The 20,883-nt window shown below is 74.2% G+C and carries 20 protein-coding genes; 8 read left to right on the plus strand and 12 right to left on the minus strand.

All coding sequences use genetic code 11. From position 1 onward, the window contains the following. Window positions 1-214: 214 nt before the first annotated feature. Window positions 215-535, minus strand: a complete 321-nt coding sequence (locus tag O7628_RS07855; protein ID WP_278129374.1) for a hypothetical protein — start codon at window positions 533-535, stop codon at window positions 215-217. Between the two features lie 1,096 nt (window positions 536-1,631). Between O7628_RS07855 and O7628_RS07860 the strand changes: the two genes are divergently transcribed. The 6 genes from O7628_RS07860 to O7628_RS07885 all read left to right on the plus strand — a co-directional run bounded on the left by O7628_RS07860 (window position 1,632) and on the right by O7628_RS07885 (window position 7,474). Next, on the plus strand, window positions 1,632-2,732 hold the full coding sequence (locus tag O7628_RS07860) for a substrate-binding domain-containing protein (protein WP_278129375.1): 1,101 nt from the start codon (window positions 1,632-1,634) through the stop codon (window positions 2,730-2,732). Between the two features lie 118 nt (window positions 2,733-2,850). Then, window positions 2,851-3,672, plus strand: a complete 822-nt coding sequence (locus tag O7628_RS07865) for an ATP-binding cassette domain-containing protein (protein ID WP_178066411.1) — start codon at window positions 2,851-2,853, stop codon at window positions 3,670-3,672. Next, a complete protein-coding gene (locus tag O7628_RS07870) occupies window positions 3,669-4,928 on the plus strand; it encodes an ABC transporter permease (RefSeq protein ID WP_278129376.1) in 1,260 nt (419 codons plus the stop codon). Before O7628_RS07865 ends, O7628_RS07870 begins: the two co-directional genes overlap by 4 nt. A gap of 25 nt (window positions 4,929-4,953) precedes the next feature. Continuing rightward, complete coding sequence (locus O7628_RS07875) at window positions 4,954-6,135, plus strand: ROK family protein (protein WP_278129377.1); 1,182 nt, start codon at window positions 4,954-4,956, stop codon at window positions 6,133-6,135. Window positions 6,136-6,189: 54 nt separating this feature from the next. Then, entirely contained in the window at window positions 6,190-6,477 is a 288-nt protein-coding gene (locus O7628_RS07880; RefSeq protein ID WP_178066413.1) for a DUF1707 domain-containing protein, read from the plus strand. Between the two features lie 253 nt (window positions 6,478-6,730). Beyond that, window positions 6,731-7,474, plus strand: coding sequence for a DUF4142 domain-containing protein (locus tag O7628_RS07885; protein WP_074472565.1), 744 nt, complete (start codon window positions 6,731-6,733; stop codon window positions 7,472-7,474). Window positions 7,475-7,544: 70 nt separating this feature from the next. On the opposite strand, the gene O7628_RS07890 is transcribed toward O7628_RS07885, so the two are convergent. The 10 genes from O7628_RS07890 to O7628_RS07935 all read right to left on the minus strand — a co-directional run bounded on the left by O7628_RS07890 (window position 7,545) and on the right by O7628_RS07935 (window position 16,538). Further along, on the minus strand, window positions 7,545-7,799 hold the full coding sequence (locus tag O7628_RS07890) for a hypothetical protein (protein ID WP_278129378.1): 255 nt from the start codon (window positions 7,797-7,799) through the stop codon (window positions 7,545-7,547). Between the two features lie 61 nt (window positions 7,800-7,860). Then, window positions 7,861-8,907 carry a tRNA (adenosine(37)-N6)-threonylcarbamoyltransferase complex transferase subunit TsaD gene (gene tsaD, locus O7628_RS07895; RefSeq protein WP_278129379.1) on the minus strand — a complete coding sequence of 349 codons (1,047 nt, stop codon included), beginning with the start codon at window positions 8,905-8,907 and terminating at the stop codon, window positions 7,861-7,863. 6 nt (window positions 8,908-8,913) lie between these two features. After that, a complete protein-coding gene (gene rimI / locus O7628_RS07900; RefSeq protein ID WP_278136255.1) occupies window positions 8,914-9,360 on the minus strand; it encodes a ribosomal protein S18-alanine N-acetyltransferase in 447 nt (148 codons plus the stop codon). Between the two features lie 169 nt (window positions 9,361-9,529). Next, the gene (tsaB, locus tag O7628_RS07905; RefSeq protein WP_278129380.1) at window positions 9,530-10,207 is read right to left on the minus strand and encodes a tRNA (adenosine(37)-N6)-threonylcarbamoyltransferase complex dimerization subunit type 1 TsaB; all 678 of its coding nucleotides are present in this window, start codon (window positions 10,205-10,207) and stop codon (window positions 9,530-9,532) included. Between the two features lie 130 nt (window positions 10,208-10,337). Further along, the gene (locus tag O7628_RS07910; protein ID WP_083302421.1) at window positions 10,338-11,198 is read right to left on the minus strand and encodes a maleylpyruvate isomerase family mycothiol-dependent enzyme; all 861 of its coding nucleotides are present in this window, start codon (window positions 11,196-11,198) and stop codon (window positions 10,338-10,340) included. A 184-nt stretch (window positions 11,199-11,382) separates the two neighbouring features. Next, window positions 11,383-12,084 (minus strand): uracil-DNA glycosylase, encoded by a 702-nt coding sequence (locus tag O7628_RS07915; protein ID WP_043965627.1) that lies wholly within the window; start codon window positions 12,082-12,084, stop codon window positions 11,383-11,385. Between the two features lie 120 nt (window positions 12,085-12,204). Then, window positions 12,205-12,675: a tRNA (adenosine(37)-N6)-threonylcarbamoyltransferase complex ATPase subunit type 1 TsaE gene (gene tsaE / locus O7628_RS07920; protein ID WP_278136256.1), complete on the minus strand. Its 471-nt coding sequence runs from the start codon at window positions 12,673-12,675 to the stop codon at window positions 12,205-12,207. 32 nt (window positions 12,676-12,707) lie between these two features. Then, window positions 12,708-13,805: an alpha/beta hydrolase gene (locus O7628_RS07925; protein ID WP_278129381.1), complete on the minus strand. Its 1,098-nt coding sequence runs from the start codon at window positions 13,803-13,805 to the stop codon at window positions 12,708-12,710. Further along, a complete protein-coding gene (gene alr / locus O7628_RS07930) occupies window positions 13,802-14,920 on the minus strand; it encodes an alanine racemase (RefSeq protein ID WP_278129382.1) in 1,119 nt (372 codons plus the stop codon). Before alr ends, O7628_RS07925 begins: the two co-directional genes overlap by 4 nt. A 148-nt stretch (window positions 14,921-15,068) precedes the next feature. Beyond that, the gene (locus O7628_RS07935; protein ID WP_278129383.1) at window positions 15,069-16,538 is read right to left on the minus strand and encodes an NAD(P)H-hydrate dehydratase; all 1,470 of its coding nucleotides are present in this window, start codon (window positions 16,536-16,538) and stop codon (window positions 15,069-15,071) included. 330 nt (window positions 16,539-16,868) lie between these two features. On the opposite strand from O7628_RS07935, the gene O7628_RS07940 reads away from it, so the two are divergent. Next, window positions 16,869-17,165 (plus strand): hypothetical protein, encoded by a 297-nt coding sequence (locus O7628_RS07940; protein ID WP_074472559.1) that lies wholly within the window; start codon window positions 16,869-16,871, stop codon window positions 17,163-17,165. Then, the gene (locus O7628_RS07945) at window positions 17,162-18,889 is read left to right on the plus strand and encodes an alpha/beta hydrolase (protein ID WP_347405151.1); all 1,728 of its coding nucleotides are present in this window, start codon (window positions 17,162-17,164) and stop codon (window positions 18,887-18,889) included. The genes O7628_RS07940 and O7628_RS07945 overlap by 4 nt, the downstream gene beginning before the upstream one ends. Window positions 18,890-18,903: 14 nt before the next feature. Here O7628_RS07945 and glmS read toward each other — a convergent pair whose 3' ends face one another. Continuing rightward, window positions 18,904-20,817 carry a glutamine--fructose-6-phosphate transaminase (isomerizing) gene (gene glmS / locus O7628_RS07950; protein ID WP_074472558.1) on the minus strand — a complete coding sequence of 638 codons (1,914 nt, stop codon included), beginning with the start codon at window positions 20,815-20,817 and terminating at the stop codon, window positions 18,904-18,906. Between the last annotated feature and the right edge of the window lie 66 nt (window positions 20,818-20,883).

Here is a 20,883-nt window from a genome sequence, read left to right on the forward strand (position 1 = left end):
CGGCCATAGACACCTGCCGGACGAACACTTCTGGGCGTCTGCCCACCGGCCACCACCTCCCACACAGTGATGGGAGACAGCCTGCCCGACGGGTCCTCAGACCGCCGGATTATACGATCAATGTTCCAAGACGAGGCACTAGCAGAAGAAGCGCGAGGACTCCTACCGCTAGCCCCGCTCGTCTACGCCCTGCCCCCGTCATGGACGACCCGGGTCAGAGTGCTCCCCAACGAGGGTTGCCGGCGATGTCGAGGCTTGAGCCGCAGATCAGCGACTTACCGAAGGACCAAGGGTAACCGGCCGGCCGGTGCTCGTACCGAACATCATGGCTTCCGCCGGTGAAGACGTTCGTGCAGGTAATTGAAATCCAAACGCCACCACTGGTGTTGTTGGAGCAGTTGAAGCGGTAACCATCGTCGATTCCGCTGTAAGAGCAGCTCGGTGCCGCGTAGGCGGGACTGGCGACCGCGACGATCGACCCCACCGCGAGCGCGCCCGCCGCTACCAGCGTTCCTAGCCGTTGACTGAGCGTCATTCGACCTCCTTCGTCGATACTCGGTCCTGCCTGACGAACGATATGTGGGTACAAGAACCACAGGTGACCACAGGGAACTAACACTATCCCTTTCGGACGGCACCCCCTGCTTACGTCACGACTAGAGTGGCATCCATGAATGCATATGTCAATGCTTGTACGCGCACCCTCACCCGTCAGGCCCCATTACCTAGTGGGGTTTCTCCTGGTCACCGCGCCGATGAGGTCACGGGGACAGTGGTTGGCACGCCGGGTGGCTTCGGCGATGCTGGTTGCACCCTTGGTGCGGTGCAGCCGATCGAGGTGTTGCGGAGGGCGGCAAAGACAGCTGGGCCATTACCGATCCTGGTCCGGCGGGTCCACCGAGGAAGGCCGCGTCCGCAATCGGGGGCCCTGCGCTCATCAGGAACCACGAGGATCAACTAAGCTTGGATTTGACTCTTCCCTGACCCTGACAACACCCGGGAAAGGTCGCGAAATAGCTCAGATCTACTTAATCGCTCTAACTGCGTCGTCACGACGAGTAGACATTTTTCTCGATCAGATTACGCGCGATGTTGATTCCGTTGATCGCGTACGTGGCCTTCCACGTTGACCGAGTCTTGAGTCAGCTCCATTTCCCGCTCGAAATGAGAGTGGTGGCGGGCGTAGTCATCGAGGTCGGCTTGCTGACCCCGAAGTTACTGGAGTCGGTAGACGTGACCCAGTTCTCGTTGAGCACACAGGTAAAGCCGACGGGAAGCCGACGAAGCAGGTGCTCGCCGCAGAATTGTTCGCCGCGACGGTCCATGTCCGCGAGAGGCTCTCGGCCGCGACGCCCGAGTCACCATACGGAGCCCGGTAGTAGACGCCGCCAGAACTACTGCCAGAGCCGATCCGGAAGCGCGTCAGTCACTCTCGGCAAGAGTATCAGTGCTCATTGTCACGGTGCATCCCGGGGTGACCGCGAAGTCGGGCACGTTGCTGAATTGTTACCGCCGCCAACAAACTTCTGACCTCGGCGGTCTTGTGGCGGCAGCGCGGCGCGCAATACGTTGCCGGACACAACAAAACACCACACCACTCCCGCTCCCCCACCCCGAAAGGACCCGTGCAGATGCGCAAGGGCTTCCTCACCTTCGCCGCCGTGGGCCTGCTGGCCGCCGGCAGCATGGCCGCCTGCGGCGAGAACTCCGACAGCGGCGACCAGGCCGGTTCCTCCGCCAAGAAGCCGAAGATCGGCGTGATCCTGCCGGACAGCAAGTCCTCCGCCCGCTGGGAGGGCGCCGACCGCAAGTTCCTCCAGGCCGCCTTCGACGCCGCCGGCGTCGAGTCGATCATCCAGAACGCGCAGGGCGACAAGACCGCGTTCCAGACCATCGCGGACCAGATGATCACCAACGGGGTGACCACCCTGATGATCGTCAACCTGGACTCGGGCACCGGCAAGGCCGTGCTCGACAAGGCCAAGTCGCAGGGTGTCGCCACGATCGACTACGACCGGCTCACGCTGGGCGGCTCCGCGCAGTACTACGTCAGCTTCGACAACGAGGCCGTCGGCAAGCTCCAGGGCGAGGGTCTGGCCAAGTGCCTGACCGACAAGGGCGTCAAGAACCCGGCGATCGCCTACCTCAACGGCTCGCCGACCGACAACAACGCGACCCTGTTCAAGAACGGGTACGACTCGGTGCTCAAGCCGAAGTTCGACTCGAAGGAGTACACCAAGGTCGCCGACGACTCGGTGCCGGACTGGGACAGCACGCAGGCCGCCACGATCTTCGAGCAGCAGTACACCAAGGCCAGCGGCAAGATCGACGGCGTGCTGGCCGCGAACGACGGCCTCGGCAACGCCGCCATCTCCGTGCTGAAGAAGAACAAGCTCAACGGCAAGGTCCCGGTGACCGGGCAGGACGCCACCGTGCAGGGCCTCCAGAACATCCTCGCCGGCGACCAGTGCATGACCGTCTACAAGGCCGTCAAGAAGGAGGCGGACGCCGCCGCCGAGCTGGCCATCGCGGTCGCCAAGGGCGAGCGGAAGGACACCGGGCAGACCGTCAAGGACGTCGAGGGCAACCGGGACGTCCCGGCCGTCCTGCTGGAGCCGAAGGCCATCTACAAGGACAACGTCAAGGACGTCGTCGCCGACGGCTTCGTCACCAAGGAAGAGCTCTGCACCGCCGCCTACGCCAAGTTCTGCACCGAAGCCGGCATCAGCTGACCCGTACGCGACCGTCGTACCCGCCAGGCGACGCCGCCCGGCACGGTGACCCCGTGCCGGGCGGCGGCCCGCGCCGGACGGGCTCCGCGATCTCCCCTCCGTGCATTAGGAGACCCTTGTGTCCGCAACCCCCCTGCTGGAACTACGAGGGATCGACAAGAGCTTCGGTCCCGTCCAGGTGCTGCGCGACGTCGCCCTCACCGTCCATCCCGGCGAGGTCACCGCGCTGGTCGGCGACAACGGCGCCGGCAAGTCGACCCTGGTGAAGTGCATCAGCGGCATCCACCCCGTCGACTCCGGCGAGTTCCTCTTCGAGGGCCGCCCGGTCGGCATCAGCAGCCCCCGCGACGCCGCCGCCCTGGGCATCGAGGTCGTCTACCAGGACCTCGCGCTCTGCGACAACCTCGACATCGTGCAGAACATGTTCCTCGGCCGGGAGAAGCGCACCGGCATCGTCCTCGACGAGCCGACCATGGAGCAGATGGCCGCCGAGACCCTCGCCGGGCTGAGCGTCCGGACGGTGAAGTCGCTGCGCCAGCACGTCTCCAGCCTCTCCGGCGGCCAGCGGCAGACCGTCGCCATCGCCAAGGCGGTGCTGTGGAACAGCCGGCTGGTCATCCTCGACGAGCCGACCGCCGCGCTGGGCGTCGCGCAGACCGCCCAGGTGCTGGAGCTGGTCCGCCGGCTCGCCGACAGCGGCCTCGCCGTCGTGCTCATCTCGCACAACATGAACGACGTCTTCGCGGTCTCCGACCGGATCGCCGCGCTCTACCTCGGCCAGATGGTGGCCCAGGTGAAGACCACCGACATCACCCACTCGCAGATCGTCGAGCTGATCACCGCCGGCCGCTCCGGCGCCCTCGGGCTCGCCGCCGACCCGGCGGGTGGCAACGGCACCGGCGGCGCGGCCGTCGGCACGACCCCGGGAGCCCTCCGATGACCACCACCGCCGTGAAGAAGGAAGGGCCGGCGGCGGTCACCCCGCCCGTCACCGTCGGCGGCCACCTGAGCAACTACGTCAGCCGGGTACGCGGCGGCGACATCGGCGCCCTGCCCGCCGTGCTCGGCCTGATCGTGCTCTGCACGGTCTTCGCGATCATGCGCCCGTCGTTCCTGTCCGCCGGCAACTTCGCCAACCTGTTCACCCAGGGCGCGGCGGTCACGCTGATCGCGATGGGGCTGGTCTTCGTCCTGCTGCTCGGCGAGATCGACCTCTCCGCCGGCTTCGCCAGCGGCGTCTGTGCGGCCGTCCTCGCCAACATCGTCACCGTGCTCGGCTACCCCTGGTGGGTCGCGGTGCTCGCCGCGCTCGCCACCGGCCTGCTCATCGGCACCACGCTGGGCTTCCTGGTGGCGAAGGTCGGCATCCCGTCGTTCGTGGTCACCCTCGCCGGCTTCCTCGCCTTCCAGGGCATCGTGCTGATGCTGATGAAGGAGGGCGCCAACATCTCGGTACGCGACGACACGCTGGTGGCGATCGCCAACCGCAACCTGCCGCCCGCGATCGGCTGGGTGCTGGCCGCCGTCGCCGTCGCCGGCTACGCGGCGGTGCAGCTCATGCGGCACCGCAACCGCTCCGCCCGAGGGCTCGTCACCGACCCGCTGGCCGTCGTGGCCGCCCGGGTCGGCGTGCTGGCGGTCATCCTCGGCGTCGCCGTGTACGTGCTCAACCTGGAGCGCAGCCGCAACGTCCTGATCACCTCGCTCAAGGGCGTGCCGATCGTGGTGCCGGTCATCGCGGTGCTGCTGATCGTCTGGACGTTCGTGCTCCAGCGCACCAGCTACGGCCGGCACGTCTACGCGGTCGGCGGCAACAAGGAGGCGGCCCGCCGCGCCGGCATCAACGTCGACCGGATCCGCATCTCGGTCTTCGTCATCTGCTCCTCGATGGCCGCGATCGGCGGCATCGTGGCGGCGAGCAGGGCCAACTCGGTGGACCCCAACACGGGTGGCAGTAATGTGCTGCTCTACGCCGTGGGCGCGGCGGTGATCGGCGGCACCAGCCTCTTCGGGGGCAAGGGCCGGGTGCTCGACGCCGTGCTCGGCGGCGCGGTGGTCGCCGTGATCGACAACGGCATGGGTCTGATGGGCTACAGCTCGGGGGTCAAGTACGTGGTCACGGGCGTGGTACTGCTGCTCGCCGCGAGCGTGGACGCGCTGTCCCGCCGCCGGTCGGCGGCCACCGGCAACCGTTGACACCCGCACGGAAGCACCGGTAGCGATGCGCGTGGGACCGAGTCAGGACGAGATCCGTCGGCAGAACCTCGGTGCCCTGCTGCGCTACGTGCACGTCCACGGCGCGACGACCCGCGCCGAGCTGACCACCACGCTCGGGCTCAACCGCAGCACCATCGGCGCGCTCACCGCCGACCTGGCCGGCGCCGGGCTGGTCAGCGAGGGGGCGCCGAAGGAGACCGGCCGGGCCGGACGACCGTCGCTGGTCGTCCGGCCCGAGTCGGAACGCGTCTACGCGTACGCGTACAGCGTGGAGGTGGACCGGCTGCGGGCCGCACGGATCGGCCTGGGCGGCGCGGTGCTCGACCGCCGGGAGGTCGACCGGCCCCGCAACCTGGTGGCTGGGGAGGCCGCCCCGCTGCTGGCCGGCGCGGTCAAGGAGATGCACCAGTCCGTCGCCGCCGACGCGGTCTGCGTCGGGGCCGGGGTGGCGGTCTGCGGCATGGTCCGCCGCGACGACGGCCTGGTCCGGCTCAGCCCGACCACCGGCTGGGTGGACGAGCCGATCGGCGCGGCCCTCGCCGCCGAGCTGGGCATCGACGTGCCGATCACCGTCGGCAACGTGGCCGACGTGGCGGCGTTCGCCGAGCACGCCCGGGGCGTCGCCGCCGGCTGCGACAACGTCATCTACCTGTACGGGGACGTCGGCGTCGGCGCCGGCATCATCGCCGGCGGCCGGCGGCTGACCGGGCACGGCGGGTACAGCGGCGAGGTCGGGCACATGGTGGTGGTGCGCGACGGCCAGCCCTGCGAGTGCGGCTCGCGGGGCTGCTGGGAGACCGAGATCGGCGAGCACGGGCTGCTGCGGGCCGCCGGCCGCTCCGACGCCCGGGGGCCCGACGCGTTGCTGGCCGTCTTCGAGGCCGCCGACCGGGGCGACGCGCGGGCCCAGACGGCGGTACGGCAGGCCGGCGACTGGCTCGGCTTCGGCGTGGCCAACCTGGTCAACATCTTCAACCCCGAGATGGTCATCTTCGGCGGCGCGATGCGGGACCTCTACCTCGCCGCGGCGGCCCAGGTGCGCAGCCGGCTCAACTCGATCGGGCTGCCGGCCTGCCTGGAGCACGTGCGGCTGCGTACCCCGAAGCTCGGCGACGACGCGGCGCTGATCGGCGCGGCGGAGCTGGCGTTCGAGCGGCTCCTCGCCGACCCCCTCGACGCGGCCTGACCGCCCGCCGCGCGGGCGTGCCGCGACCGGGCGCGGCTGCGTACGCTGTCCGGCGTGGACGTCGAGCTGCGCGCCTCCGACGACGACCGGCACCGGGTGGTCGCCGACCTGCAACGGCACGCCTCGGCGGGCCGGCTCACCCTGGACGAGTTCTCCGAGCGGGCCGCCGACGCCTGGGCCGCCCGCACCCTCGGCGACCTGGCCGCGGTGACCCGGGACCTGCCGGCCGACCCGGTCCTCCCCGCCTCGCCCGCGCACGGCCGGCGCGACCTGCTGGTCGTCTTCGCGGTCGCCGTCGCCACGCTGCTCCTGCTCGGCCTGCTGATGGCCGTCACCCGCTGACCCGCGCCCGCCGCGCCGCCCGGTCGACCCGCGCCCGTCACGTTCTCCCCGCCGCTCCCGCCGACCCGCCGCCGCGTGCCCGTCGGCGGATCCACGCCGCCCGATTCACGCCGCCGGATTTCACGAGACGCTCTTCCGGGATCCGGATGAACTGATCGCCGCGACGATCCGTACCAGTGACCGGAGGGGCGGCCCGGGGGACCCGGCCGCCCGGACGGACGCGTTCGGCCCGGACCGAGGAGGCACCGCACCCATGGCACCGCTCAGATCCGCACGTCGCCGGCCAGGGCACCGGACCCACCGGATGGCGGCGCTGGTGGTCACCTTCGTCGCCGCGCTCGGGGTGCTCCCCGGCGTGGCCGTCGCCGCACCCGCCAACGCCCAGCTCAACGCCGCCGACATGACGCTGCTCGCCGGCGTACGGCTGGCCGGCCTGTGGGAGATGCCGGCCGGTGAGATGGCCGCCGAGAAGGGCCAGTCGGCCCGGGTACGCGAGATCGGCGCGGAGATCTCCCGGCAGCACGGGGTGCTGGACCAGCTCGTCGTGGACGCCGCCAACAAGCTCGGCGCGACCCTGCCCTCGGACGCCACCGCCGAGCAGAAGGGGTGGCTCAAGGAGATGCAGGAGTCCAGCGGCGGCCGGTTCGACCAGATCTTCGTGACCCGGCTCCGGGTGGCGCACGGCAAGATCTTCCCCGTCATCGGCGCGGTGCGCGCCAGCACCAGGGACGCGACCGTCCGCAAGCTCGCCGACGAGGCCAACGACTTCGTCTCCGACCACATGGCGATGCTGGAGAGCACCGGCCTGGTCCGCTGGGAGCAGCTCCCGCCCGCCGCCCTCCCCCCGGCGCAGAGCGACTCGCTGGTCGCGGCGGCCGCCGCGAACGTCGGCAGCGGGGGCCGGCTCGGCGTCAGCACGACGGTGGTGTGGCTGGTCTTCATCGCCGCGCTCGGCACCGGCGGCATCGCCACGTACCGCATCCTGCGCCGGAGTTGACTGCTGCCTGTGGTTAGGAAGGGCCCCCTTTACGACAGAATGCGTTAACAGGGGACCCCTCCTTACCCCGTCAGCGGTCGACCTCGGTGAAGTCCCACGCGTGCGGGGGCCGGGCCAGCAGCGTCGCGGGCGGGTCGGGCAGCGGCCGGGGGTTGCTGCGCCACTTCGAGATCACCACCACCCGGTGATCGGTGGAGCTGAACACCTCGCTGGACACGTGCAGCGGGTCGTGCTCGACCTCCGGCAGCGCCGTGTCGCAGACCCAGGTGATCAGGTCGGCGAAGCCGTAGGGCTCCGCCCGCGCCTCCCACATCCGTACGATCACGTCGTCACTCCCCTCGCTCGTGTCGGGCCTCCGGCGACGCTCCCCGGGCCGGGCCGGGCCGTCACACGCTGACCGTGGTCAGCGGCAGGGCCGAGTCGGCCGGCAGGTCGAGCCGGCTGGGCGCGACGCCCGCCGCGACCAGGTGCGAGCCCAGCGCGGCCACCATCGCCCCGTTGTCGGTGCACAGTTTCGGCCGGGGCACCCGCACCCGGATGCCGAGCTTCGCCGCCCGGTGCTCGGCCAGCACCCGCAGCCGCGAGTTCGCCGCCACGCCCCCGCCGATCACCAGCGTGTCCACCCCGTGCGCCTGGCACGCGGCCAGCGCCTTGGCGGTGAGCACGTCGCAGACCGCCTCCTGGAACGACGCGGCCACGTCGGCCACCGGCACCGGCTCGCCGGCCCGCTGGCGGGCCTCCACCCAGCGGGCCACGGCCGTCTTCAGGCCGGAGAAGGAGAAGTCGTAGCGGTGGGCCGCAAGGTCCTTGGCGGCGGTGAGGCCGCGCGGGAAGCCGATCGCGGCCGGGTCGCCGGCGGCGGCCTCCCGGTCGACGTACGGGCCGCCGGGGAACGGCAGGCCGAGCAGCCGGGCCACCTTGTCGAACGCCTCACCGGCGGCGTCGTCGATGGTCGCGCCGAGCGGGGTCACCCCCCGGGCCAGGTCGTCGACGAGCAGCAGGGACGAGTGCCCGCCGGAGACCAGCAGGGCGATCGCCGGCTCGGGCAGCGGCCCGTGCTCCAGGGTGTCCACGGCGACGTGGGCGGCGAGGTGGTTCACCCCGTACACCGGCTTCTCGGCGGCCAGCGCGTAGCCCTTCGCGGCGGCCACGCCGACCAGCAGCGCGCCGGCCAGCCCCGGGCCGGACGTCACCGCGATGGCGTCGATGTCGGCGATGGTCACCCCCGCCTCGGTTAACGCCCGGTCCATGGTGGGCACGATGGCCTCCAGGTGGGCGCGGCTGGCCACCTCGGGCACCACCCCGCCGAACCGGGCGTGCTCGGCGACGCTGGAGGCCAACGCGTCCGCGAGCAGGGTGTGCCCGCGCACGATGCCGATGCCGGTCTCGTCGCAGGAGGTCTCGATGCCGAGGATGAGCGGTGCGTCGGCCATGGCTCCTCAGTCCTGGTCGCGCCGCATGACCAGCGCGTCGGTGTTGCTGGGTTGGTAGTAGCCGCGGCGCACGCCGATCGGCTCGAAGCCGTACGTCGCGTAGAGCCGCTGGGCGGGGCCGTTGTCCGCCGCCACCTCCAGCAGCGTGCTGCGTACGCCCCGGCGGGCCGCCTCGGCGAGCAGCGCCTCCAGCAGCGCCCGGCCCACCCCGCGCCGCTGGGCGTTCCGGGCGACGGCGATGTTCTGCACCCACGCCTCGTCCGGCGCGGCGACGGCGAGCCCGGCGTAGCCGATCACGGCGTCCCCGTCGGCCGGGGTGGCGACCAGGTAGAAGTGGCCGTTGGCCAACTCGTTCCAGAACATCGCCGGTGACCACCGTTCCGCCCCGAACAGGTCCGCCTCGATCGGGAGCACGTCGTCGACGTGCCACCAGCGGAACCGGCCCAGCCGGATCCCCTCCGGGCCGGGCCGCTCCGGCCGGCTCACCGCCGACGCTCCCGCCCGCTCACTGCCGGCGCGACCAGCCGCCGGGCGGCCCGCCCGCTCACGGCAGGCGCTCCCGCCCGCCGGGCCTCCCGCCCGCCCACGGCAGGCGCGGCCACCCGCCCGACGGCCCGCCCACTCACGGTAGGACCGGCTTGCGGGCGGTGGCGGCCACGGCGTCGGGGCGGCGCAGGTACAGGGGGGTGAGCGGCTCGCCGGGCGCGCCGGCCCGGATCCGCTCGGCGGCGAGCAGGGCCAGCGCGGTCGGGTCCGGGTAGCGGGGCTCGGCGCGCAGCGGCAGGCCGAGCACGTCGGCGTACCGGTGTGCGCCGTCGCCGACCGCGGCGGTGGCCCCCAGGTCGCGGGCGCGCTGCGCGACGACCGCCGGGGTGTCGACGTCGGGGCCGGCGATCCGCTGGCCCGCGCCGTCGTACACCGCCCAGTAGACCTCCCGGCGGCGGGCGTCGGCCGCCGCCAGGACCGGCCCGCCGGCCGCCGCCGGGTGGCCGATCCCGTCCAGCGAGCACACGCCGTACGCCGCGACGCCGAGCACCTGGGCCATGGTGGCGGCGGTGACCAGCCCCACCCGCAGCCCGGTGAACGGGCCGGGGCCGAGGCCGGCGACGATCGCGGTCAGGTCGGCGGGGCGGGCGGCGACCTCGGCGAGGACGGCGTGCACCTGCGGGGCGAGCAGTTCGCCGTGCGCGCGGGCGTCGACGGTGCGCCGCTGGGCGCGCGGCGTCACCCCGTCCGCCGTGACCTCGACCAGCGCCGCGGTCACCGCAGGGGTCGAGGAGTCCACCACCAGTACGAGCACGAACGCAACCCTAACCGCCCACCCGCCGCCCCTCCCGCACCCCCACGCCCTCGCCCCCTGCTTCGGTGAAAGCGGCAGAGTCGATCTCCACGATGGCGCAGACCTCTTGATCACCGAGCGGGTGACGGGGTCAGCTCGGGGTGCGCAGGACCCGCAGGAAGGGGAACAGCAGCCAGGGGCGGCGGCCCCGGATGGAGACGCCACCGGTGAGGGCGGTGCGGACGCGGCCCACCCGACCGAACAGCATCAGGTTGAGCGCCGCCGGGTCGAACCGCACCCGCACGTCCGGCCGGGCCCCGGGCGCGGCGATCGACACCAGCCCCCGGTGCAGGACGAGGGTGACGTCGGCGCAGTACGCCGACCGGAACTCGACGGTGATCGGGCGTTCCCGGGGCGGCTCGTCGTTGTCGAGCAGCCGCCCGTAACCGGCGCGGACCACCCCGACGAGGAACACCTCGAAGAACAGCACGGCCTCCCGGCCGGGCATCTCCCAGGGCCGACCGGTGGCGCGGGCGATGTCCCACCCGTGCACCAGCAGCTCGTTGACGAGGTGGCCGAAGAGACCGGCGAGCGGTGCGCGGGCGTCGCCGAACCAGGGCAGCAGCTCGTCGGGGTCACGGTCGGCGGCGATCGAGAGGATCTTCGCCACGTCGGCGCGGAACTGCGCCAGCAGCGGCGCGGGATCCCGCTCGGTCAGGTGCGCCAGGACCAGGTCGTTGACGCCCTCGATGGTGTCCACGGTGACCGTCGGCAGCCGGGCGTCGAGGCCGGGGATCGGCAGCGGCGGGTGCTGCGGGTCGAGCTTCGTCGCATACCACCAGGCGACCGAGACCAGGTGGACGACGGTGTCGGCGACCGACCAGTGCGCGGTCACCATGGTCTGCGGCCGGTCGACCGACTCGACGAGCCGGGCGAACCGGTCGGTGGCCGCCGCCAGCGCCTCCCGGGCCGCGCGCCACTGCTGCGGGTTGACCGTCGCCGTAGCCGCCACGTGCCGCCTCCGATCCGTGGAGCCGCCGGGATAGCGGGATGCCGACAGTCTAAATGAGACGGTGATCGCCCGGTCACTCCGAAAGTGCGGTGTGACCGGGCGACGAAACCCGCTCGGGCGGGGCGTGCTGCTCGGGCGGGTGGTCAGCGCGCGGGCGATCCGGGCGGGCGGGTGGTGGACCCGGTCAGCCGGCCGAACGCTCCCAGTCGATGGTCGGCAGGCCGGCGTCGGCGAGGGCCTTGTTCGTCGCGCTGAACGGGCGGCTGCCGAGGAACCCGCGCGGGTTCATCGGGCTCGGGTGACCGGCCTCCAGCACCACGTGCTGCGGGTTGGTGACCAGGGCCGCCTTCTTGCGGGCGTATCCGCCCCAGAGCAGGAAGACGACCCGCTGGTCGAGGGCGTCGAGGGCGCGGATCGTCGCGTCGGTGAACTCCTCCCACCCCTTGTTGGCGTGCGAGCCGGGGGTGGCCTGCCGGACGGTCAGCACCGAGTTGAGCAGCAGCACCCCCTGGGCGGCCCAGCCGTCGAGGTTGCCGCTGCGCGGCTTCGCCACCCCCAGGTCCTCGGTCAACTCCTTGAAGACGTTGCGCAGCGACGGCGGGACGGACACCCCCTCGCGGACGCTGAAGCTCAGCCCGTGCGCCTGCCCCGCCTTGTGGTACGGGTCCTGCCCGAGGATCAGCACCCGGGTCTGGCCCGGCCCGCACAGCCGGTACGCGGAGAACAGGTCCTCGACCGGCGGGAAGACGGTCTGGGTGGCGTATTCCCCGGCGACGAACTCGGCCAGCGCGGCCGTGCGGGCCGGGTCGAGGTGCGGGGTGAGCAGGGCGCGCCACTCCTCGGGCAGCAGGGAGAGCAGGTCGAGGGTGGGGGCGTCGTGGGGCATCGGCAACCTTTCGCAGTCGGTCGCCCCCTTCCTACCAGCCCGGTCCGACACCCGCGCGGGACGGTCCGACGGTGGGGCGGAAGCCTCGGGCCGGTGGCGACCGGATGCTCCCGTGCCGCGTCAGGCGAGGGCACCCAGGCGGGCGGCCCAGTCGCCGCCGGCCGGGGCCAGCTCGACCAGCCGGGTGTCGTCGTCGCGCCGGTCGATGCGGACCCGCAGGTGGGCGTCGACCAGTTGCTCGACCAGCCCCTCGCCCCACTCGACGACGGTGACCGAGTCGTCGACCGAGGCGTCCAGGTCGAGGTCGTCGATCTCGGCGCGCGGGTCGGCGGCGTCCCCCAGCCGGTACGCGTCGGCGTGCACCAGCGCCACGCCCCGGCCCCGCACCGGATCGGGCCGGTGCACGCGGGCGATCACGAACGTCGGCGAGGTGATGTCGCCCAGCACGCCGAGGCCCGCGCCGATGCCCTGGGTCAGCGCCGTCTTGCCGGCCCCCAGCGGGCCGGTGAGCAGCAGCAGGTCGCCGGCGCGCAGCACCCCGGCGAGCCGGCGGCCGAACGCGTGGGTGTCCGCCACCGTCGGCAGCGCCACGCGCACGGCGGCACCGGCCGCGTCGGCCCGGCTCACAGCCCCTCCAGGAAGCGGGTCAGGGCCCCGTTGACCTCGTCGGCGTGCTCCAGCATCACCACGTGCCCGCTGTCACGGATCTTGAGGTATTCGGCGTGCGGCAGCCGCCGGACGATCTCCTCCGAGTGGGTCACGGGGGTGATCATGTCCTTGTCGCCGACCACCACCAGCACCGGGGTGCCGGCCAACGCGGCCAGCGCCGGATAGCGGGAGTGGGTGGCCAGCGTGCGCAGGTAGCGGGTGACCGTGTCGGCCGAGGTGCGGGAGTTCATCAGCTCGACGTACGACACCAGGGCCGGGCTGGGCTTCGGGGTGCCGAAGCCGTACTTGCGGGTGAGCAGCCAGGCCACGTTGGACGTCGACTTGCGCGCCGCGTCGATCGCCGGCCCGCCGTAGCGGGTGGCGTTGCTCATCATGTAGAGCACCGGCGCGCCGACCCGGCCGAGCAGGGCCGGGGCGACGAGCTTCGTCTCGGCCAGCAGCCCGCCCGAGGTGGCCATCAGCACCGTGCCGACCACCCGGTCGCCGAACAGCTCCGGGTAGAGCTCGGCGAACGCCATGATGGTCATGCCGCCCATCGAGTGACCGACGAGCACGAGCGGGCCCTCCGGGGCGGTCCGGTCGATGACCCGGCGCAGCGTGCGGCCGAGCGCGGCGAGATCGTATTCGCCGGTCTCCAGCCGCCCCGACCGGCCGTGCCCCGGCTGGTCGTACGCGACGATGCGGTGCTCGCCCCGCTCGGCGAGCAGCTTGCGCTGGAAGTGGAAGGTGCCCATGTCCAGGCAGAAGCCGTGCACCAGCACCACGGTCGGGTGCCCGGGGACGGGCCGGGTCGGCTCCACCACCTCGACGTGGATGTCGGTGCCGTCGGGCAGCTCCAGCCGGAACGCCTCGTCGTAGCGCTGCTGGCCGAAGACCTCGTCGGCGTGCGGGTCGGCCGGGTCCGCCTTGAGCCGGCGGACCAGGGCGCGCTCGCTCACCACGCCCGCCGCGAGCCCGGCGGCGGCCACCCCGACGGCCGCCCCGACGACGCCGGCCACCCGGCCGGCGGCGGTGCGGGGCCGGGGGATGCGGAAGCCCCTGCGCTCGCTCACGGTCGCTCGCCGTCGTAGACGCGGGGCACCCGCACCCCGCCGAACCGGGTGACGATCTCGTAGTTGATCGTGCCGACCGCCTCGGCCCAGTCGTCGGCCGTGGGCTCGCCGTCGGCCCCGGGGCCGAACAGGGTCGCCACGTCGCCGGCGGCCACCGGGTCGTCGCCGCAGTCGACGACGAACTGGTCCATGCAGACCCGGCCCGAGACGGTCCGCCGCCGGCCGGCGAGCTGCACCGGGCCGGTGTTGGAGGCGTGCCGGGGCACCCCGTCGGCGTAGCCGAGCGGCACCACGGCCAGGTTGGCGTCGGCGTCGGTGAGGTAGGTGTGCCCGTAGGACACGCCGCTGCCGGCGGGCACCCGCTTGGTGAGCATGACCCGGGCCCGGGCGGTCATCGCCGGGCGCAGCCCGAACCGCTCGCCGGCCACCGGGGAGAGCCCGTAGGTCGCCAGCCCCGGCCGGACCAGGTCGAAGTGGGTGTCGGGGCGGGTCAGGGTGGCCGCGGAGTTGGCCAGGTGCCGGTAGCGCGGGCGCAGCCCCGCCCGCTCGACCATGTCCAGCGCCTCGTGGAAGACCGCGAGCTGGCGGTCGGTCGTCGGGTGGCCGGGCAGGTCCGCGTAGACGAAGTGGCTCCACACGCCGACCACCTCGACCAGGCCGTCGGCCTGGGCCTTCGCGGCGGCCTCCAGCAGCGCCGGCCAGTCGGCGACGGTGGCCCCGCCCCGGGCCAGCCCCGTGTCGACCTTCAGGTGCAGGCGGGCCGGGCGGTCGGCGAGCCGGCCCGCCTCGACCATCTCGTCGAGCTGGGTGAGGCTCGCGGCGGCCAGGTCCACCCCGGCCGCGACGCCCTCGTGCAGCGGCAGCCCGGGGGCGAGCAGCCAGGCCAGCACGGGCGCGTCGATGCCGGCCCGGCGCAGCGTCAGCGCCTCGTCGAGGGTGCAGACGCCGAGCCAGTCCGCGCCGGCGTCGAGCGCGGCGCGGGCCGACGGGATCATGCCGTGGCCGTAGCCGTCGGCCTTGACCACCGCCATCAGCTCGGCGCCGGTGCCGGCGCGCAGCCGCGTCACGTTCTCCCGGATCGCGTCAAGATCGACCCGCACCTCGGACTGCCACATGCCCCTCAGCCTACTGACCGGGCCGCCGCGGGCCTCTCGATGTCGGGCAGGTGGCGGCATCCGGGGGCGAACGACCCCGCCATGTCGCCGACATGGTGTCGATCAACCGGCCCCGGCACGGTGTCGATCGGCCCGCGCCCGCCGCTCGTCAGGGGAGCGCGGCCACCACCGGGCGGAGCGCGGCGGCCACGTCGGGCGCGGTCACCGGGCCCGACCGGGCCGCCTCCCGCCCGGCCAGCCCGTGCAGGTACGCCGCCGCGGCGGCCGCCCGCTCCGGGGCCAGCCCGGCGGCGAGCAGCGAGCCGAGCAGCCCGGCGAGCACGTCGCCGGTGCCCCCGGTGGCCAGCGCGGGGGTGCCGGTCGGGTTGACGTACGCCCGGCCGTCGGGGGTGGCGACGATCGTGCGGTCCCCCTTGAGCAGGACCACCGCGTTCATCCAGGCGGCCAGCCGCAGCGCGGCGGCGGCCCGGTCCGCGCCCGGCTCCTCCCCGCAGAGCCGAGCGAACTCCCGGTCGTGCGGGGTGACCACGATCGGCGCGTCCCGCTGGCGCAGCCGGTCCGCCATCGACCCGTCCACGAGCAGCGTCAGCGCGTCGGCGTCGAGCACCACCGGCACCGGGGCGGCGAGCACCGCCCGCAGCTCGGCGGCGGCCTCCTCGCCGGTGCCCAGCCCCGAGCCGCAGACCCACGCCTGGACCCGGCCGGCGTCGGCGACCCGGCCGCTCGCGATCACGGAGGGGTGGTGCAGCAGCACGTCGGCGCGGGCGCTGCCGGCGTACCGGACCAGGCCCGTCGGCCCGGCGAGCGCGCCGCCGACGGAGAGCACGGCCGCGCCCGGGTACGCCGCCGAGCCCGTCGCCAGGCCCACCACGCCCCGGGTGTACTTCTCGGCGGCCGGGCCCGGCTCCGGCCACCAGTCGGCCACGTCGGAGCGCTCGGTGACCCGCAGCGCGGGCGTGCCGCGCAGCCACGGCCCCAGGCCGATGTCGACCAGCTCGACCTGCCCGGCCAGCGCCGCCGCCGGGCCCACCACCAGGGCCGGCTTCAGCGCGCCGAACGCCACCGTCACGTCGGCCCGGATCGCGGTCGACCGGCCGGAGGCGGCCGGCGGCACGTGGCCGGTGTCCACGGCGACCCCGCTGGGCACGTCGACGGCGACCACGACCGCCCGCCCGCCGTCGCGGCCACGCAGGCCGGGCAGCTCGCCGGCCAGCCGGTCGGCCGCCTCGCGCAGCCCGCCGGTGCCGCCGATCCCGACGATCCCGTCGAGCACCAGGTCGACCGCGGCGGGCGGCCGGTCCACCAGGCGGCCCCCGGCGGCGCGCAGCGCGGCCAGTCCCGGCGCGTGCGCCCGGCCCGGGGTGAGCAGCAGGGCCGAGACTTGCGCGCCCCGGCGGGCCAGCCGCTCCCCCGCGTAGAGGGCGTCGCCGCCGTTGTCGCCCGCGCCGACCAGCAGCAGCACCCGGGCTCCATAGACCCCGCCCCGGTCGGCGAGCAGCAGCGCGCAGCGGCGCGCCAGCCCGGCCGCCGCCCGGTGCATCAGCGTGCCGGCGGGGAGGGTGGCCATCAGCCCGGCCTCCGCCGCCCGCACGTCCGCGACCCGCCACACCGGTTTCATGCCGCCGCGCCCCGTCCGGCGTCCGCGCCGGGGGCGCCGATGCCGTCGTGGCCCGCCTGCCGGGGCCGCCCCGGACCGTCGAGGATCATGACCTCACCCTACCGGCGGAGGCGGCCGCAGGTTACCCGTCGGGTCGACTGTGGGCAATGCCTGTGGACAACCCGGGGGTACGACCGCCGCCCGTTGTCCACAGGGCGTTCCGGTCGGCGGGGCGGCTGCCTAGCGTCGACGGCGTCGCTGTCCACCCGTCGACGGCGGTGTCGTCGGCCCACCGGGCCGGCCCCGCCGCCCGTCCTGTCGTGACGGGGCACCGAGCCGGAGGAGCCACCGATGACCGAGGAGCCGTTCACCGTCCGCCCGGAGCTGCTGCGGGAGGTCGCCGGGGCACTGGGCGACCTCGCGTACCGGCTCGGGCACGGGCTGTCCGGCGTGCCCGGGCTGGCGGTGCCGGCCCCCGGCTGGCGGTCGGCCGACGCCCTGGGCGGCCTGGAGTCGGCCGCGCACGCCTGGTGTGGGGCGCTCGGCGCGCGGGTCGCCGCCGCCCAGGGCGCGCTCACCGGCGCCGCCGAGGGCTACCAGGCGGCCGACGAGCGGGCCGCCCACCGGCTCAGGGTGCTCCCCCGGTGAGCCCTGCGACGCGCCGGGGCGCGGGCGGCGGAAGCCCGGCGGCCGGTGGGGCGGGCGGCCCGGCCGGGGCGGCCGCCGGCAGGGCGGGCCGGGCCGGCGGCGTCGACCCGGCCGGCGGCCCCGGCGGGCATGCGTCCCCCGCCGCCGGGGGCGACGCCTACGCCCGGCTGTGGGCGGCCGACCCGGCCCGGTGGGCGGCGGCCGGCGCGGCCTGGCGGGGGCTGACCGGGCTGGTCGGCCGGCGGGCCGCCGAGCTGGACGCGGCGGCCCGCGCGCTGCGGGGCGGCTGGGCGGGCGCTGCGGCCGGGGCGGCGGGCGGGCGGATCGGCGCGCTCCGGTCCGAGCTGGCGGCCCTCGCGCCGGCGGCGATCGAGACCGACCAGGTGCTCGCCGAGCTGGCCGGGCGGCTCCAGCGGGCCAAGGCGCGGCTGACCGAGGCGGTCGCCCTGGCCGACGCCGGCGGGGTGCGGCTGGACCGGCGGGGCCGGGCGAGCGCCGACCCGGCGCGGGCGCGGCCGGGCCAGCCGGCCGCCGTGGCCCGGGTCGCCGCCGCCGTGGCGGCGGCCCTGGAGTTGGCCGACGCGGCCGACCGGGAGGCCGCCGGCCGGCTCGCCGAGCTGACCCGGGCGGCCGGCGCGGGCTGGGTGGCCCCGCCCCCGCCCTGGCGTCCGCCGCCGGGGGCCAGCCCGGCGACCGTCCGGTCCTGGTGGGCCGGGCTCACGCCCGCGCAGCGCCGCTGGCTGGTGGCCCGGGAGCCCGAGCTCGTCGGCCGGCTCGACGGGGTGCCCGTGGCGGCCCGGGACCAGGCGAACCGGCTGCTGGTCGACCGGCGGCGGGAGGTGCTGCTGGCCGAGCGACGCCGGCTGCTCGACCGGCTGCCGCGCGGGCCGGTGGAGCTGGCCGGGCTGGCCCGGGTGGAGGGTGCCCTGACGGGGCTGGACGCGCTGGCGGCCCGGTTGACCGGCGGCGGGCAGCCCCGGGCCTACCTGCTGGGGCTGGACCCGGGCGGCGAGGGGCGGGCGGTCGTGGCGCTGGGCGACCCGGACCGGGCCGACCGGGTGCTGACCTACGTGCCGGGGATGACCGCCGGCCTCGCCGACGCCACCGGCGAGCTGGGCCGCGCCGCCCGGGTGCAGGCCCGGTGCGCGGCGCTGGACCCGACGGCGTCCACCGCGGCGGTGCTCTGGCTGGACTACGACGCGCCGGACTTCCTGCACGAGGCCGTGCTGCCCCACCAGGCCCGGGACGCCGGCCCGGCGCTGCACCGGTTCCAGGAGGGGCTGCGGGCGACCCACGACGGCCCGCCGGCCCGGCAGACGGTGCTCGGGCACAGCTACGGCTCGCTGGTCGTGGGCACCGCCGCCCGCGACCACGGGCTCGCCGCCGACGCGCTGGTCTTCGTCGGCTCGCCCGGCGTCGGCGTCGACCGGGCCGACGGGCTGGGGCTGCCCGCCGGGGAGGTCTGGGCGAGCACGGCGCCCGACGACGGGATCCGGCTGGCCCCGGCCCCCGACGAGCTGCCCCGCCGCGTCCTGCGCGGGCTCAGCCCGCTGGCCGCCGTGCTGACCGGCCGGGACGACCACGCGCTGTGGTTCGGCCACGACCCGGCCGACCCGGGCTTCGGCGGGCGCACCTTCCCCAGCGGTCGGCACGGCCACACCGGCTACTGGGACCCGGCGAACCCGGCCCTGGACGGCATGGCCCGGATCGTCCTGGGCCGGTGACCCGGCGCGGGCGGCTACTCCACGGTGACGGACTTGGCGAGGTTGCGGGGCTGGTCGACGTCGTGGCCCCGGGCCGCCGCGATCTCCGCCGCGAGCACCTGCAACGGCACGGTGGTCACCAGGGGCGCGAGCAGCGTCGGCGTACGCGGCACCCGGATCAGGTGATCGGCGTAGCGGACGACCGCCTCGTCGCCCTCCTCGGCGATCACGATGGTGCGGGCCCCCCGGGCGCGCACCTCCTGGATGTTGGAGACGACCTTGTCGTGCAGCATGCCCCGGCCGACGGGCGACGGCACGATGCAGATCACCGGGGTGCCCTGGTCGATGAGCGCGATCGGGCCGTGCTTGAGCTCGCCGGCGGCGAAGCCCTCGGCGTGCATGTACGCCAGCTCCTTGAGCTTGAGCGCGCCCTCCAGGGCGACCGGGTAGCCGACGTGCCGGCCGATGAAGAGCACGGTCGGCTCGGACCTGATCTCCCGGGCCAGCTCCCGCACGGGCTCGATCCGGTCCAGCAGCTCGCGCAGCTTGCCGGGCATCTGGTGGAGCTGGTCCACGACGGCGGCCACCTCGTCGGCGAACTTGATCCCGCGCACCTGGGCGAGGTGCAGGCCGATGAGATAGCAGGCGACGAGCTGGGTGAGGAACGCCTTCGTGGAGGCGACGGCGATCTCGGGCCCGCCGTGGGTGTAGAGCACGGCGTCGGACTCGCGCGGGATGGTCGAGCCGTTGGTGTTGCAGATGGCGAGCACCCGGGCCTTCTGCTCCTTGGCGTGCCGCAGCGCCATCAGCGTGTCCATGGTCTCGCCGGACTGGGAGATCACGATGATCAGCGTGGACCGGTCGAGGACGGGGTCGCGGTAGCGGAACTCGCTGGCCAGCTCCACCTCGCACGGGATCCGGGTCCAGTGCTCGATGGCATACTTCGCGACCAGCCCCGAGTGGTACGCGGTGCCGCACGCCACGATGAAAATCTTGTCGACGTCGCGCAGGTCCTGGTCGCTGAGGCGGACCTCGTCGAGCATGATCTCGCCGCTGTCGGTGAGCCGGCCGAGCAGGGTGTCGGCGACGGCCTGCGGCTGCTCCTCGATCTCCTTGAGCATGAACCAGTCGTAGCCGCCCTTCTCGGCGGCCGAGGAGTCCCAGTCGATGTGGAAGTCCTTGCCGGTGGCCGGCAGGCCGGCGAAGTCGGTGATCTCGATCGAGTCGGCGGTGATCAGGACGATCTGGTCCTGGCCCAGCTCGACCGCCTCGCGGGTGTGCTCGATGAACGCCGCGACGTCGCTGGCGAGGTAGTTCTCCCCGTCGCCCCGGCCCACCACCAGCGGCGAGTTGCGGCGGGCGCCGACCACCGCGCCGGGCACCGCCGCGTCGACGGCGAGCAGCGTGAACGCGCCTTCGAGGCGCTGGCAGACCGCCCGCATCGCGGCGGCGAGCAGGGGCGGGCCGTCGGGCTCACCGGCGGCGCGCAGGTCGGCCAGCGCGGCGGAGAGCAGGTGGGCGGCGCACTCGGTGTCGGTGTCGCTGCTGAACTGGACGCCGTCGTCCTCCAGCTCGGCGCGGAGCTTCGCGAAGTTCTCGATGATGCCGTTGTGGATCACGGCGACCCGCCCGTCCGGCGCGAGGTGCGGGTGGGCGTTGCGGTCGGTGGGGCCGCCGTGGGTGGCCCAGCGGGTGTGCCCGATGCCGGTGGTGCCGTCGCCGATGCCGATCGGGCTGGCGGCGCAGGCACCCGGGTCGGTGGCGGCCCGCTCGGCCAGCACCTTCTCCAGGTTGGCCAGCTTGCCCGCCTTCTTCTCGACCAGCAGCTCGTCGGCGCACACGACGGCCACCCCGGCCGAGTCGTAGCCCCGGTACTCCAGGCGACGCAAGCCGTCGAGCACGATGCCGAGCGCCGGGCGCGCGCCGGCGTAACCCACGATTCCACACATGGTCCGCAGCCTAACCCAGTTTCGCTCACCACGCGTGCGCAGAAGCCGGGTAAACAAGCATCGAGC

This window comes from Micromonospora sp. WMMD956 (assembly GCF_029626125.1).
Lineage (GTDB): Bacteria > Actinomycetota > Actinomycetes > Mycobacteriales > Micromonosporaceae > Micromonospora > Micromonospora carbonacea.